At 40.4% G+C, this 15,567-nt stretch carries 11 protein-coding genes; all 11 read left to right on the top strand.

Annotation, left to right across the window (positions count from 1 at the left end):
- Positions 1 to 1,450: S-layer homology domain-containing protein (locus tag CTER_RS20500; RefSeq protein ID WP_004628806.1), on the top strand; the 1,450-nt coding region annotated here is incomplete at its 5' end.
- Between the two features lie 271 nt (positions 1,451 to 1,721).
- Positions 1,722 to 2,738: a cysteine peptidase family C39 domain-containing protein gene (locus tag CTER_RS20495; protein WP_131469467.1), complete on the top strand. Its 1,017-nt coding sequence runs from the start codon at positions 1,722 to 1,724 to the stop codon at positions 2,736 to 2,738.
- A 165-nt stretch (positions 2,739 to 2,903) separates the two neighbouring features.
- Entirely contained in the window at positions 2,904 to 4,217 is a 1,314-nt protein-coding gene (locus CTER_RS20490; RefSeq protein ID WP_004628863.1) for a radical SAM/SPASM domain-containing protein, read from the top strand.
- Positions 4,214 to 4,450, top strand: coding sequence for an acyl carrier protein (locus tag CTER_RS20485; RefSeq protein ID WP_004628914.1), 237 nt, complete (start codon positions 4,214 to 4,216; stop codon positions 4,448 to 4,450). The genes CTER_RS20490 and CTER_RS20485 overlap by 4 nt, the downstream gene beginning before the upstream one ends.
- A gap of 234 nt (positions 4,451 to 4,684) precedes the next feature.
- Positions 4,685 to 6,586: a S8 family serine peptidase gene (locus CTER_RS20480; protein WP_004628921.1), complete on the top strand. Its 1,902-nt coding sequence runs from the start codon at positions 4,685 to 4,687 to the stop codon at positions 6,584 to 6,586.
- Position 6,587: 1 nt separating this feature from the next.
- Positions 6,588 to 8,171: a B12-binding domain-containing radical SAM protein gene (locus CTER_RS20475; protein WP_004628778.1), complete on the top strand. Its 1,584-nt coding sequence runs from the start codon at positions 6,588 to 6,590 to the stop codon at positions 8,169 to 8,171.
- A 73-nt stretch (positions 8,172 to 8,244) separates the two neighbouring features.
- Complete coding sequence (locus tag CTER_RS20470; RefSeq protein WP_004628730.1) at positions 8,245 to 10,056, top strand: ABC transporter ATP-binding protein; 1,812 nt, start codon at positions 8,245 to 8,247, stop codon at positions 10,054 to 10,056.
- Complete coding sequence (locus tag CTER_RS20465; protein ID WP_004628854.1) at positions 10,053 to 11,813, top strand: ABC transporter ATP-binding protein; 1,761 nt, start codon at positions 10,053 to 10,055, stop codon at positions 11,811 to 11,813. The genes CTER_RS20470 and CTER_RS20465 overlap by 4 nt, the downstream gene beginning before the upstream one ends.
- 528 nt (positions 11,814 to 12,341) lie before the next feature.
- A complete protein-coding gene (locus CTER_RS20460) occupies positions 12,342 to 13,637 on the top strand; it encodes an ABC transporter substrate-binding protein (protein WP_004628912.1) in 1,296 nt (431 codons plus the stop codon).
- A gap of 91 nt (positions 13,638 to 13,728) precedes the next feature.
- Positions 13,729 to 14,652 carry a carbohydrate ABC transporter permease gene (locus CTER_RS20455; protein ID WP_004628930.1) on the top strand — a complete coding sequence of 308 codons (924 nt, stop codon included), beginning with the start codon at positions 13,729 to 13,731 and terminating at the stop codon, positions 14,650 to 14,652.
- A gap of 1 nt (position 14,653) precedes the next feature.
- Positions 14,654 to 15,496, top strand: coding sequence for a carbohydrate ABC transporter permease (locus CTER_RS20450; RefSeq protein ID WP_004628828.1), 843 nt, complete (start codon positions 14,654 to 14,656; stop codon positions 15,494 to 15,496).
- Positions 15,497 to 15,567 lie beyond the last annotated feature (71 nt).

Raw genomic sequence — 15,567 nt, 5'->3', positions numbered from 1 at the left:
TATTTACTATACTGCGGATGGCAGTGAACCAACAACAGCAAGTGCAATATATATTAATCCGATAGCCGTTAACGCAAGCACGGTAATTAAAGCAATTGCTGTTAAAGAGGGCATGGATAACAGTGAAGTTGTAACCTTCAGCTATACTATAAACACAAGCTCCGGAGGTGGAAGTACTCCAGGCGGCGGCCAAACCGGCGGAGGAAGTACTTCGGGCGGAAGTACTCCAGGCGGGCAGACCAGTGGAGGAAGCACCGCTCAGGAGATCATTATTACAGTTACACCTGAGGGCAATGCAAGGATTGAAAACACTTCCAAAGTTATAAACGGTGCCGTAGTGAATGAAATATCGGAGGGTGATTTGGACAGGGCTTTACAGAAGGCTGTCAAGGCTCCTGACGGTACAAAAACCGTAATTGTTGAAATGAAAAAGGAGCCCAATGCCTTAAAGTATGTACAAAAGCTCCCTGTAAGCAAGGTTGCATTTGAAAAGTCTGAAAGCAACATAAAAATAATGACTCCTGTTGCTGAATTGACTGTTCCGTCAAATATGATAAAAAAGGCGGATGCAAAGGATTCAAAGGTTGTAGAAATTATCTTTGAACCTGTAAACAATAATCAACTGGATAAAAAAATACGGGATATCATAGGTAACAGGCCGGTAATAAACCTATATATGGCTATAGACGGCAAAAATATCGAATGGAACAATCCTCTGGCTCCTGTAAAGGTGTCCATGGAATATACACCGGCTGCCAGGGAATTGGAAAATCCGGACAAAATAGTCGTTTATTACATTGACGGAAATAATAATATCAATACTGTGCCCAATGCAAGGTATGATACCGGAACAGGCAAAATCACATTTACAACCACTCATTTCAGCAAATATGCGGTCGGGTACTCTGATAAGACCTTTAGCGATGTATCCCGCGACAAATGGTACAGTGCTGCCATTGCCGCTCTTGCTGCAAAAGGTATTGCAGAAGGAACGTCAGAGGAAGAGTTTTCACCGAATCTGGCAATATCAAGGGAAGAAAGCGTCGCATGGCTGGTAAGAGCTTTTGGTCTGAACACCGAGGCAAACGGCAGTTTCGATGATACAGGCGATAGCAGGTACCTGGAAGAAATAAATATAGCAAAAGCCCTCGGAATAACCAACGGAGTAGGTGATAACAGGTTTGCGCCCGAGAAAAGCATTACCAGGCAGGATTTAATGAAAATGATTGTTAAAGCAATGGAGATTGCCGATAAAGGTCTGGAAAAGGGAACAAAGGAAGATATCGCAAAGTTTAGGGATGCAGCGGAAGTTTCGGGCTATGCGCTGGACAGTGTTGCTGCATTAGTCAAAAATGGAATAATTGTAGGTTCGGGCAGTAATATCAATCCGAAACAAAACATTACCAGAGCCGAAACCGCAGCGATACTATATAAAATATATAACAAGTAAATCATGTAATAGATAATAACAGAATTATATGGAAGAAAGGCCCGGTTCCAACTAACATTGGAATTGGGCCTTTTAACAGGAAGGTCACCGTATGATATGAAAAGCCGGAAGCGTAAAAGCAGGTGGCTTTTGTAATGAACTCGTTGACAAATAATTACATAAATGTATAATAAATGTAAAATATATTTTCAAGTATGCAGAGTGTCCGAGCCGTGGCGGAAAAGCCTGCATGGAACTGACCATCCGGGCAGGATGAGAGGAAAGGATGAAAATGAGAAAAATTCTAGAGAATATGAAGGTATTTGACGGTTTATACAAATTGACCGGAGAAAAGGGATATCCGTTTATTACCTGCGGTGAAATGATAAAATTAAGTGTCCTGCAATATTACGGGATCAATATCATGCCTTTGATGAGTGAAAGCAACTTCTTTTACAAGTTTCTTGAAGATGCTGAAAAGGGTGTTCTTTCTTTTGGTATCAGCACACCCAAACTATGTGACACATTTAACCTGGAAAAATCGGTGGGAATAGGCTCCAGCAGCTTTTCACCACAAGCCGTGAATATGATGGAGGTATTGCTTGAGAGGATCAAAAATAATTATCCCGTTGATCTGGTAATAGATTTATATTATCAGAAAGGACGGGATTTTTATTATCAGAATGAACATGGAGGGCATAGTCTGCTGGTTTACGGATTTGATGATGAAAAGAAGGAGCTTTATGTCATTGATAATGTCAGGGGCTATGATTACTATATCCTTTCATATGAAGATGCAATGGAGCTGTGCAAAAATATTTTTGATTTAGGTGACTATATAAAACAATGGGGGTATATCAGGGCGTTTCACAGGACGGATAATATTGATACATACAGCTGCAATTATACCTCTCAAATAGTTGATATGTTTAAAACCGGAATGCTGCAGCAAAAAGAAAGCAGGCTGGAATCCATACGATTAATTCAAAAATTAAGAGACAGGTATGACGAATTTATGCTGCACCGGGAATTTACAACAAACATCAACAGCATAGTATACAAAAAGTGGTCTGAAAACTGCCGGATGAAATTCCTATATGAATATATAGGATATTCCAATGAGCAGCAGAAGTGCCTGGATGAGCTTATCAGTAAAGTGATATGTACCTGGAAAGACATTTATATACTGCTTAATTACAAAATAATAAGGGATAATGTTTCACATAACTATGAGGCCGAAAAGAGCCTGCTGGATTCCTTATTTGATATGGAGTGCACATATACTGCAAAATTGGTGGAATTTCTGTAATAATGGGGAAGGTTGCTGTAAGGAGCAAAAATATCTGACAATCCTGTTGACTGTTTTTACAATAAATGGTATATTTATAAAAATAATACAATTAATTTTTAATATTTTACATGAACCGCCGCATAATGAACAATTACAATTTTATTAAGGTGAGGGTGAAATGTTATGTACAAAAAGTCCAGGTTCAATATTGAACTTCTGAAAGAAAGAGAATACACGGTATTATTCAATACATTTTCAAAAGAATATATCAAAATAAATTCCGACCGGGAAAAATATGAAAAACTGTTTTCGGATGCTGTAAGTCCAGAGGTGCCGGAAAAGCTGGCAAAGGGACATTTTATTGTTGACAGCAGCTGCAATGAAGATTTATTATGTGATGAACTATATTACAGGGAAACAATAGCCGACACATCTCTCTGGTATACCATCATACCCACGAGGAACTGCAACTTCAATTGTTTTTACTGCTGTCAGCCGCATGTAAAACAAACCATGAGTGATGAAACCATTGACCTGATAACAAGATCACTCAGGAAAAATTTAAAAAACTACAGTTCGTTTATTATAAGCTTTTTTGGCGGTGAGCCTTTGATTGAATACGGCAAAGTTATTAAGATACTTGATGACAGCATGGAGGTATGCAGAAAGCTGTCAAGAAATTTTACGGCATACATGACCACAAACGGCTACAACTTAACGCCCGAAGTATTCAAGGAATTGTTAAAACGTCATGTAATCTATTATCATATCACTTTGGACGGACCGCCGTCTGTTCACGACACCCATAGACCGCTGGCGTCAGGGAAACCCTCCTTTCAAAAAATAATAGACAATCTGATACGCATCAGAGAGAATGTCAGCTCTAATACCTTTCACATAACATTGAGAACCAATATAACCAGGTCAATATATGAAAACATCGATGAATTTATTGATATACTGGCAAGGAATTTTTCAAATGACAGCCGGTTTAATATCTATTGGCGCTGGGTTGAGGATTTCGGCGGCGACAGGATCAATGAGCACAGGGATGAATTTGTTGCCATGGACAAGGTGTTCAAGGCCATGGATAAACTTCATAGCGCCGGATTAAGCCTGTATAACGATGTGATATACAATGCCAAAAAAGGCGCACTTGTGTGCGAGGCCTCCAAACAGAATTATTATGTTATTGATTATGACGGAACTCTTTTAAAATGCACTCATTGGGACAAGCCTGAGGTTGCCACGGTAGGGAACATCGATCCCGGTGGGGACTTTTTGCTGAACAGGGAAAGAGAAGCGTTCTACACCCTAAAGGTGCCGAAGGAGAAGTGCAGGAAATGCTATTTCGAGCCCCTATGCCACGGCAAATCGTGTTCAATAAGAAATATTATAAATCCCAATGGCTGTTACAAAATAAGGGAATTTTTCAGGCATTCGCTGAAGCTGGCGGCAGAACGGGAAATTCATTCCATGAATGAGGTGAACTTATGAGCAATTATGAAATAATAACGCAGGTATTGGATGAACAGGGTGTTTTCTTCCGGGATGACATTATAGATACCGAACTCATCAGCTCGATCCAGTATGTAACAATCATAATAGAATTGGAGAACAGATTTCAAATATCCTTTCCCGAAAAATATCTTAACGGATCTTTATTAACCACAATCAGCCAACTGGACAAAATAATAACTGAAATTAAAGAAAATATATATTCTTGTTAATATTGAGTGCAGCCGGGGACAGTATTAACAATTGATACATATATCAAGGGCTGTATGCAAAGGAGGTGAAAAGCATGAAAAAACTCAGCAAAAAGAATTTTGCAGCTGAAAGCAAGAACATAGTTTTATACTGTGGTGAAAATGGTATCTGCTTCTAATAAAGTTTAATATATATTTGTGGAAAGCACTCTTCAGTCCCCGGCTATTCCACAGAAATATTTGCAAGGGGAAAATATGAGAGAGTACGGTAGTATACATATAAACAACACCACGGTACATGACGCGCCGTGGTGGCACAATAAGGGAACCGGTGTCAGGGTTGCGGTCATTGACAGCGGTATGGATCTTAATAACAAAATATTTTTTAATAAAAAGATCAGCGGAGCTGCCGTTAAAGTCACTCCTGAAAGCTCCGGAGTGACTGCAGGTGAATTCCGGGATGAGATCGGCCATGGTACAGCCGTGGCATCCATCCTGTTGGGCTATGTCCCCGGGATTGAGCTATTCATACTTAAAATAACCGAGGGGACAAGTTTCACCACCCGGCAGTCCAATCTGACTATGGCCCTGGAATACATCATTAATATGGAAGATAAGCCCGATATCATACACATCAGCAACGGAATGCTCCTGTGCGAGGATAAGAAAGAACTGGAAGCCCTGATAGATCAACTGGCGGCTCAAGGTATGATCATAGTTTCGGCTTTTGATAATATGGGCGGATTATCGTATCCGGCTTCCTTCAAAAATGTTATTGGGATAGACACCACCGGCGAATATAATAAAGACATTCAATATGATTTTATAGAGAACAGTGACATTAATATCAGGGGTTGTCTGAAAAAATCCAAGCTGCCGTGGATAGGCCTTGAATATATGATAGCTGAAGGTGCCAGTTTCACGGCTCCAATATTCACAGCCTTTGCCGCCAGGATTTTGGAGCAGGAGAAGACAAATACCGCCGGAATATTAAGTGCACTTGAAGAATATGCCACGAGGATATTAAGAAATGAAATCAAAACGAAAGCCTGCAGTGTTCCCAAGGAATTTATAAAAAAAGCCGCTGTCTTTCCAATTAACAAGGAAATCCACGGACTGCTTGAATACAGGGATATGCTGGGCTTTGAAATTACAGGACTTTATGACACAAAGTATACCAGAAATAATACGAGAAAGTTTCTCGAAAGGATCAGCTGTACCGGAATAAGTCCCGGGTTTATTCATGAAATAAATGCCGGGGATGAATTTGATACCTTCATCCTGGGGCATGTCAGGGAATTGGAAAAGCTGGAAGGACAGCCTTATACAAGAACTGTCATCGATTTTTGCATAAAAAACAAAAAAAACCTGGTGACACTCGATTTTCTTCCCAATTACGCCGAAGTAGAGGAGCTGTTCAGAGAGAGCAGCCTGGAATATTGGCATCCCTATAAAATATTATTTGACTTTGCCGACAGCAATTCCGGCAAGCTGAATATTTCTTCCACACCCACGGTAGGGGTATTCGGAACAAGCTCCAAGCAGGGAAAGTTCAGCCTGCAGCTAAAACTCCGGAAACAACTTGCCGAAAAGGGCTATAATGTGGGACAAATCGGCACCGAACCGCAATCGGAATTATTCGGGTTTGATGCGGCCGTACCCGTGGGACTGCATTCACCTGTCGAACTGGACGCATATAGTGCTGTTTGTCTGTTCAACAGTGTTATTAAGGATGTGGATGCCAGGGGGTACGACATAATTGTCATGGGAGGGCAATCCGGCATTATTCCCTATGATTTCCGAAATATAAGGTATTACACCCTGTATCAAAATGAAATATTGCTTTCAAATGCCTTTGATGCAGTTATATTATGTGTTAATGCCGATGATGATATTGATTTTATTAAAAGAGCAATAAGCTATATCGAAGCCGCCAATAGAACCTGCGTATGTCTGCTGGTGGTGTTTCCGGCCCGGAAGACAGTGTCCTATCTCACAAACGACTTTGTATACACTCCGGTAGCTTCTGCCGAACTGCAGGATATAAGGGGGGAGTTTGAACATAAGCTCAATAGAAAATGCTGTTCATTAAATGATGAATATATTGCGGATTACATTATAAATTATCTTTCTTCTGACGGAATGGAGGGTCAATGATATGAAAATATTAGCGGCTTTTTATATAGATGACATGGAAGATATGAAGGACAATGTTGGTTTCAATTATGTAATTGCTGCATTGAGGCAGGCAGGGCATGAGGTTGAAGCAGTGCATGACAGGTTTGAGAACTTTGACATGCAGAAAATAATCCAACTCAGGCCGCAGGTTGCCATGTTCAGTCTGTACGACTGGTATCTGGCGAAAACATTGAAGCTTATCCGGAAAATAAAAGAGCAGCTCACTGAAACTACCATCATAGTAGGTGGTCCGTCGGTGCATTTTTCTGCAGAAAAGCTGCTTGAGGACTGCTGGTATATTGATTATGCGGTATATGGGGAAGGGGAGGAAACAGTTGTTGAACTCCTTGAAAAAGGAGGCGGCAGTGAGGACATTCCCAATCTTGTATACAGGGAAAACGGCAGGATCGTCAAGACTGATAAGAAATTCATAGAGAACCTCGATACCCTGCCCATACCCTTATCCAGTATCCCCCAGCAATATTCCAATTATCTGTATGTGGGCGGAGACAGGGGCTGTACCGGAAACTGCTCGTTTTGTACAACAAGGGCAATGTGGGATAAATGGCGTCCCAAAAGCAATGAAAGTATTGCAGCTGATCTGGAATTTAAAGTAAACAGATACAACAAGAGAAATGTTTTCTTTACTATAAATTCTCTGGATAATCCGAATTTAAAAATAGATAAGCTGAAAGACCTGTGCCGTTTGATTATTGAAAGAAAAATCGATGTTTCATTTCTGGTCCCTTTAAGAGCCGAGGCCTATAAAAATATTGACGACAATGATATTGAGCTGCTGAAAAGGGCGGGGCTTTACGGCCTTTTTATCGGAGTTGAAGCCGGAAATGCGTTTGATCTTAAACTGTATAATAAAAGCTGCAAGCTTATTGACTGCTATAATGCCGTTGAGTTTTACAAAAGGAATAACCTGTACATAGAGGTGGGGTATATTGCAGCCAACCCCTACAGTACCCTGGACAGATTGCGCGAGAATGCGAAATGGCTGTACCAAAACAAGCTGTCATACTATCAGAAGTGGCTGTACAGCTACTACATGCCATTCAGAGGCTGTGCCCTGTTTGATAAAATCCGGCAGGATGACTTATTGGTTGACAGGGGTTTTGAATTCGAGCTTGAGTGCAAATATAAAAATATTGAAATCGAGCGCTTTGTGACCTTCACAAATGCTTTCATCAAGAGTAATGAAGCCTCCAATTTCAGAAAAACAAATATATTTATGGAAATAGACAAGCTGTTTTCAAAACTTGCCAATATAGAATTCAAGGATGAGAGGTATAGTCCCCTGAGCCGTGCAATACTTGAAATGAAACCGGATATCGATGAGGCATTGGATGATATGAGCCGGTACAATTACAGGGTATACCTGGAATTGCTGCAATGCATAGGGGATAGGAGCAGCGACAGGCAAATATTTACCATAATGGACGGCAGCTATAATAATTCCGATTTTGAGAAGAAATTGCAAAATGCCGGAATGTTGTCAAGGAAACTGATGCTTAAAGCACTTTCCTTTGATTACAGGTTATTATCCTTCATACGGTAGAGGAACAAACCTCATTATTCATTTTGCGGCTGCCTTTGCGGCTCAAAGCCATAATATGGCTTAGGAGGTTAATGTGATATTTGTACCGGGCTCAAGGAATACATTTAAATTTTTCATAAAGCATTCGCTTCCGGCATGTGCAGGGCTTGCCCTGGTCACTCTTGCAGGCGGTGTCCTGATTCCTTTGGAGATCCGGTTCAGAGGAAACCTGATAGACAGTATTCTTGCCGCAAAATCCTCCGGCAGGACAATATTATGGTTAATACTGTTCTTTGTCGGCCTGGCAATATACAATAATTTTTCCGGTGTGATTCAGGAGCTCCTGAAATTAAAAATGAAATACACCGCGGCCAGGGAAGTAATACCAGAAATAAACAAACACCGGGCCTGTCTGGAATATCAATATTATGAAAGCAGTGAGACATATAATTTACTGCAAAGGGTGTACAGTGCCGACACCAAAAGTAAGCCCGACGAAATAATGGTTTCGACCTGTTGGAATTTTTTCAGGCTTCTCTCAATTGCGGTACAATCCGTATGGACACTTCAATTGGTCTCAAAGGCCGGATGGCATACCGGGATGATTATAGCCGTACTGTCGGTGATTTCATGCATTGTAGCCATATATGGCAGCAACAGGGTATATGAGGCAAGGCAAACCACTTCCGAAGCTGATAGAAGAGCGGCTTATTATGAGGAGATTTTAAGCAACAGGGAAAATGTCAGCGAGAGAAAATTATTTTCCTATATGAATTTCGTATCTGAAAAATGGAAGGAAAGTTTCAGCAAATCACTAAAAACCAATATCAACTCCAGTATTGCTTTCAGAATAAGAAATCTTACGACACAGTTCTCCGGTTTGTTCTTCTCAATTATGATAATTTGCCTGTCACTGAAGCCGCTGGCCGAAGGCAGAATTTCAACAGGTTTTTTCATATCGGTTTTTCTGGGTATGGCAACGCTTTCAAATTCGCTGAATGTGCTGCTGCCGGCTCTCGTCAGTGAGCTTGCCAGTAATGACAGGTATTTTAAGGATTACCGTAAGTTTTTAAAATTAAATACAATTCCGGATATGCAAATTCCTTCCCGGGCAAAAAGCAATACTGAAACTGAAATCAGGGTTGAACCCATATACAGTATAGAGTTCAAGAATGTCAGCTTTATGTATCCGGGCACCGATAGATATGTTTTGCGGGATTTATCCTTCAGGTTTACCTCGGACAGGCATTATGCAATAGTCGGAGCCAACGGGTCGGGCAAATCAACGCTGATAAAGCTTATGGCCGGCCTGTATAAGCCCACTGAGGGGGATATACTGATCAACGGTAAATCCATCGGTCATTATACACGAAGTCAGCTGAATTGCATGTTTTCAATCGTATTTCAGGATTTTGCAAGATATTATGTGACAGTCAGGGAAAATATTTTAATGGGCAGAAATGAGGGGTACGTATCTGAGGGACACATATCGGATGCCCTGATAAGGGAAACTGCGTTAAAATTGGGCCTGGATACCGGGAAGGTGCCGCTGAATGCCTATCTGGGTAAAATATTTGACGGCGGAATAGACATATCGGGCGGTCAATGGCAGCTATTGGCACTGACCCGGGCATTTATAGCAGATGCAAATACGCTTGTACTGGATGAGCCGACTGCTGCGCTGGACCCTGTGAATGAAACCAGGCTGTACAACAGGTTTGTCCAGCTGGCAAAAGAAAAAATGACTATCCTGATTTCCCACAGACTGGGTTCTACAAAGCTTGCGGATGAGATACTGCTGCTTGACAGCGGCAGGCTGACTGAAACAGGGACACATGACGAGCTGATGAAAAAAGCGGGCTTATACAGCACTATGTTCAATAATCAAGCGGAGTGGTATTTATGAGAAGAAAACAGTTGGCCGGGTCAATACTCAAAACATTAATCCAGTGCATAGGAACCATGAAAATACAATTTATCCTTTTCCTGCTGGCAATATTTCTGTTTGTTTTTGTCTCTCCGCTGCAGATGTATGCGCAAAACTCCCTGTTTGACCAGATCCCACTGATATTTTCACATGGGGATTATAGAAATATATATAAGTACATGGCTATATTTTGCCTGTCCCAAGTCCTTATGTTTATAAATGAAGCAGCCGTTAACCCCATTTTTGAATACACCTCCAAAAGATTTTCCTTTGTTCTGAAGCAAAATATCACCGGAAAATTGGATGAGCTGCCGGTTGAATATTTTGAAGATCCGGCTTTTTACGACAATATGCAAAAAGCAGCTCAAGGTGCCGAGAATGCCACAAGTGTGATGATGATGTCCTTCGGCATGTTTGCGAATACCCTGATATTGCTTTCGGTTATAGCTTATCTTTCATATTTGAATCCGTTTTTGTCCCTTGCCGTTTTTATCTCTCAAATACCGCAGGTCATTAAGATGCTTTTCGATACAAAAGTAAATCAGAAGTTAAGGGATAGTACGATAAATCTGCAGCGGAGATGTAATTATCTTGAGAAAACATTTACAGTAAAGGAGTATTACAAGGATACTCTGCTGACAGGGGCGGGCCTATACTTTTTTAACAGCTGGAAAGCCCTGTTTGAAAGTTTTACGGGAGAAAAATGCAGAACAGAAAAAAAGATAAGACTTTATGATCTTATTGTGGCGGGTATCACTTTTTTGTGCGGCCTGTGGGCCTTCCTGATATCGGTATATCTTTTTATAAATGATAGAATAACCGTGGGCGGTTTCAGCGTTGCCATTACCTCGGTCGCATTGCTGCAGGCACAGCTTGGCAATATTATAGGCATAATAAATATAGCAATAAAAAATTCGGTTCTGGCTGCCGATTATTATGCATTTATGGAAATGAAGGTTCAATGGGCTGAAAATCCGGCAGAGGATATGGTTTCGGAGCAAAAAATACATCTGGAGGATGTCTCCTTTAAATATCCCAATTCGGTGCATGAGGCTGTCAGGAACATAAATCTCACTATAGCAGAGAAGGAAAAGATAGCCGTCGTCGGTGCAAACGGGGCAGGGAAAACCACATTATCAAAAATAATCATGGGGCTTTTAATGCCCACATCCGGCAGGATGTATCACAATAATAAAAATATAACAACTGACAACTGCAGGGAGCTGTATAAAAGCACCTCGGCTGTTTTTCAGAATTTCGGACGGTACTGTATGAGCATATATGATAATGTGGTTATCAGTGATGAAATGAACAGCCAGGATGGGGAGCGTTTTAAAGAGGCTGTGGCTTTCAGCGGGTTTCCGGCAGAAAGGTATTTGCGGGATGCTCTGTTGGGGAGGGAATTCGGGGGACTGGAGCTTTCGGGAGGAGAATGGCAGAGATTGGCCATTGCCCGCGCATATTTCAGAAAACATGACGTAATAGTGTTTGATGAACCTACAGCTGCCATTGACCCTGTGATGGAAAAGGAAATCCTTGATAAATTCCTGCTTTTAGCTAAGGATAAAACCGTTGTTCTCATAACACACAGGCTTGGGTCTGCACGTTTGGCAGACCGGATACTGGTGATGGAGGAGGGCAGGATTATTGAAGAGGGTTCCCATGAGCAGCTGCTCGCAACGGACGGAACATATTCTGCAATGTTCAGGGATCAGGCACAGTGGTACCAAAGATAAAATACATTGCATCTCTTTGCCGTGGCTGCGATTCGACCATCTGGGTCTCGCGTGCTGCTAAAATTGACCTCCTGTCAATTTTCCGGCATGATGTACTTGAAGTAAGCCTGCAAATTTCAAGCAAGCCCTTCTAATCAGGCTTCTCATTGATGTGTACTATTGAAGCACAGTTCTTTAATGTTGTTCCAGGTAAGCGGCAGCTTCGATGATACAAGCAACAGCAGGTATTTATAAATCTTTTTCAAGCAAAAAAAATAAAATTTTTCAGGAAAGAAATAAAATTTCGTGTATGAGTCCTAAAAGCTCTATTGAAGATAAACAATTTTATAAAGAAATATAATTTCATAGAATAAACCGTAAATATGGCAGAATGTACAAAATAAGAGGATAAAACCTCTTATTTTTAAAACAAGTTAACTAAATAACAATGTAAAATAAAATTTTATTTCTTGACAAATTATTTCATGGGAGTTATTATGTTTTCAGAACCTAGTATAAACATACTTAATTCAAGGAGGGAATGAAATAATGAAAAGGAAAATTTTAGGTCTATTATTGTCAGCGGCTCTGGTTGCAACAATGGCGGCAGGTTGTGGCAACGGTGGCAGTTCAGTCGGAACGGATTCTGCAACCAGTGCACCATCCTCTACAGAAGCAGTTACTCTTGAATTTACTCAGTGGTGGGAACCAGAGCTTGCTGAAGGTGCATTGAGAGGAATTATGGATGAGTTTGAAGCCGAAAATGCAGGAATCAAGGTCAAACTTATCAGTGGGCCTTATGCTTCCACAAAACAGCAGGTGGTAGCCGGAGCAGCAGCAGGAACCATGTCGGATGTAGTTGGTTTGGACGGAGCATGGGTAAGTGATTTTGTAAAGCAGGGAGCTATAGCAAATCTTACTGAAATCATGAAAAAGAATAACTATGAAGATAGTCAGCTTGCATCCCAGATCAAATTAAACAATGCTACATATATGATTCCTGTTGTAAATTATGTCTATCCAGTTTTTATTAACAAGGACCTGATGGACAAAGCAGGTATAACAAAAGTTCCTGTTACCAGAACAGAGTTCCGTGAAGCTGCCAAGAAGCTTACAAATACTAAAAACAATGTTTATGGCTGGATTCTTCCCCTTTCCCTGGAAGCTCCAAACGGTATTCAAAATGATGTAATGTCATGGGCCTGGGCCTCAGGTGTAAGTATGCTGAAAGACGGAAAACCTGACTTGACTAATGCTGAAGTAAAAAGTGCCATTGAATTTGTAAAATCAGTTTATGATGACGGATCAGTTGCACCCGGTTCATTTACTATGGCTGAACAGGACAAAGTTGAAGAGTTTACTAACGGTCGTGTTGGTATGATGGTTGACTCTTTGGCTCACATTAAAACAATCCGCAAGAGTAATCCTAATCTGAATTTCGTAGTTACAGCACTTCCCGCCAAGGATGGTTATACAGGCAAAAGAGGTATGCCATATGCATCATGGGGTATAGGCATAGCTGAAAACAGCAGGCATCAGGATGAATCATGGAAACTCGTTTCATTCCTCATGAGCGAAAAAATTAACTCAAAATTATCTACTACAGCAAATGCTTTCCCTGGAAACGTAAGCTCAAAGCCTGATTTTACTGGTACCGATCCACTGTTTGCGACAGCATTTGATATCTATAAGGCGGGATATCCTGCAAATGAGTTTGTTGGCCTGCCGGTTGCCGAACAGCTTATGAGATCCTTTGATGAACAGTTTCAGTTATTGCTTGACAATAAGCAAAATATCGATGACACCCTTAAGAAAGCGCAAGCTGAATGGGAGAAGAATTTCTAGCAGCATCATATAAAAGTTAATAGAAGTTGCACGGCAAACAAGTCATGCAACTTCTTTACCTTAAGACTACTTGAAAAGGAGAAGGCTTGATATGATAACGAATAGCAGTATTGCTAACAAGTCAAAGAAAAGTACACTACAGTCGGCAAAGAAAAAACTTTCTCCGTATGTCTATTTGTCACCTACAATTATTCTGATGACAGTATTGATGCTTATTCCGATAGTAATGGTTATATTGTATTCCTTTAAGGATAATGTAATCATGAATAAAAACCCCGTATTTGCAGGAATCAAGCATTATGTAGATATTATTAAAGACGGTACTTTTCACCAGGCAATCTATAATACGCTTTATTTTACAGTAATGAGTGTTATTTTTCATTTCGTACTGGGGTTATCCTTTGCGATGCTCCTGAATACCAAGGTTCTTAAGCCTGCTACCAAATCACTGTTTAGAGTGATTTATGTATTACCGTGGGTATTTACTGCAACTATAATAGCAATTTTATGGAGATTGATGCTGAATCCCAACGGTATTATAAATTACATGCTTACCACGGCTAATATAGTGAGTAATAAAATTGAATGGCTCAGTTCAACACAATTTGCATTACATGCTCTAACATATATTAATATCTGGTCAGGCTATCCCTTCTTTATGATAAGCCTCCTCGCAGGGCTGCAGGGCATTCCCGCAGAGCTTTATGAGGCTGCGACAATTGACGGTGCAAATACTGTCCAGAGCTTTAGATATGTAACTGTTGCGAAGCTCAAGCCAATAATTGTCAGTATGGCAATGCTTGATTTTATATGGACGGTGCAGCAGTTCCCTCTGGTATGGATGACTACGGGCGGCGGACCTATTCACGCTACCGAAATGTTAAGTACTTATACTTACAAATTGGCATTTAGTTCGTATAATTTCTCCCAGGCATCAGCAAGTGCAGTCATCGTTCTTATATTATCAATGTGTATGGCTCTATTCTACGTAAAAAATCAGAAAGCGGGGGATTAATATGAGTTCGAAACCCTTCAAACAAATAATTACTAAAGTTTTAATTGTTATAGCTCTATTGATTGGTGCGGTTTATGCCGGATTCCCCGTACTCTGGATGGTAGTTTGCTCATTTAAGCCAAATCCCGAAATATTTGCTTATCCGCCAAGCTTTATATCAGAAACATTTTCCTTTGATGCATATAAGGCCATTTTTATGGATTCAGCAAAGGTCAGATTCTTTATTAATAGTTATCTGGTTTCACTATTGGTTACTGTTTTGACACTATTTGTTGGAATATTGGCTGCATACGGTATCAGCAGATATGAGTTCAAACTTAAGAAGCCTTTGAATATGCTTATTATTAACGTTCAGGCTGTTCCGCCCATTACTTTGCTAATACCATATTTTAGCCTCATTGTTGCACTAAGGCTGTACAATACATATTTTGCTCTGATTTTCACCTACATGGTGTTTACCCTTCCGTATGCAATCATAATGATGACTGGGTATTTCAATACTCTTCCGAAGGAGCTTGATGAATCTGTTCTGGTTAACGGGGGAAATTCATTTATTTCACTCTGGAAAGTACTTGTTCCAATATCTATACCCGGTATTGTATCAACCGGTATATATACGTTTATGCAAGCCTGGAACGAATATTTGTTTGCATTAACTCTTACTAAGACAAATGAAATGAGGACAGTTCCAATAGGTATACAATTGCTAATGGGACAGCATTCCTATGAGTGGAATCAAATGATGGCGATGAGCATTCTTGGATGTCTGCCGGTTTTGATACTGTTCCTGTTCCTGCAGCGTTACTTTATAGCAGGTATGACCGCCGGTGCGATAAAAAGTTAAACAAGGTTATTAATTAAAGGAATGATGAAAATATGATATTTAGTCATTTCCAAATAATAAATATTAAATAT

Origin of the sequence: Ruminiclostridium cellobioparum subsp. termitidis CT1112 (assembly GCF_000350485.1) — a bacterium.
Taxonomy (GTDB): domain Bacteria; phylum Bacillota; class Clostridia; order Acetivibrionales; family DSM-1351; genus Ruminiclostridium; species Ruminiclostridium termitidis.
This window is presented reverse-complemented; position numbering and strand designations above follow the sequence as displayed.

Bases quoted from the DNA above. Each gene is read 5' to 3' on its own strand.
- CTER_RS20465 (WP_004628854.1), top strand. From the start codon at position 10,053: ATGAGAAGAAAACAGTTGGCCGGGTCAATACTCAAAACATTAATCCAG.
- CTER_RS20460 (WP_004628912.1), top strand. From the start codon at position 12,342: ATGAAAAGGAAAATTTTAGGTCTATTATTGTCAGCGGCTCTGGTTGCA.
- CTER_RS20455 (WP_004628930.1), top strand. From the start codon at position 13,729: ATGATAACGAATAGCAGTATTGCTAACAAGTCAAAGAAAAGTACACTA.
- CTER_RS20485 (WP_004628914.1), top strand. From the start codon at position 4,214: ATGAGCAATTATGAAATAATAACGCAGGTATTGGATGAACAGGGTGTT.
- CTER_RS20490 (WP_004628863.1), top strand. From the start codon at position 2,904: ATGTACAAAAAGTCCAGGTTCAATATTGAACTTCTGAAAGAAAGAGAA.
- CTER_RS20475 (WP_004628778.1), top strand. From the start codon at position 6,588: ATGAAAATATTAGCGGCTTTTTATATAGATGACATGGAAGATATGAAG.
- CTER_RS20450 (WP_004628828.1), top strand. From the start codon at position 14,654: ATGAGTTCGAAACCCTTCAAACAAATAATTACTAAAGTTTTAATTGTT.
- CTER_RS20495 (WP_131469467.1), top strand. From the start codon at position 1,722: ATGAGAAAAATTCTAGAGAATATGAAGGTATTTGACGGTTTATACAAA.
- CTER_RS20480 (WP_004628921.1), top strand. From the start codon at position 4,685: ATGAGAGAGTACGGTAGTATACATATAAACAACACCACGGTACATGAC.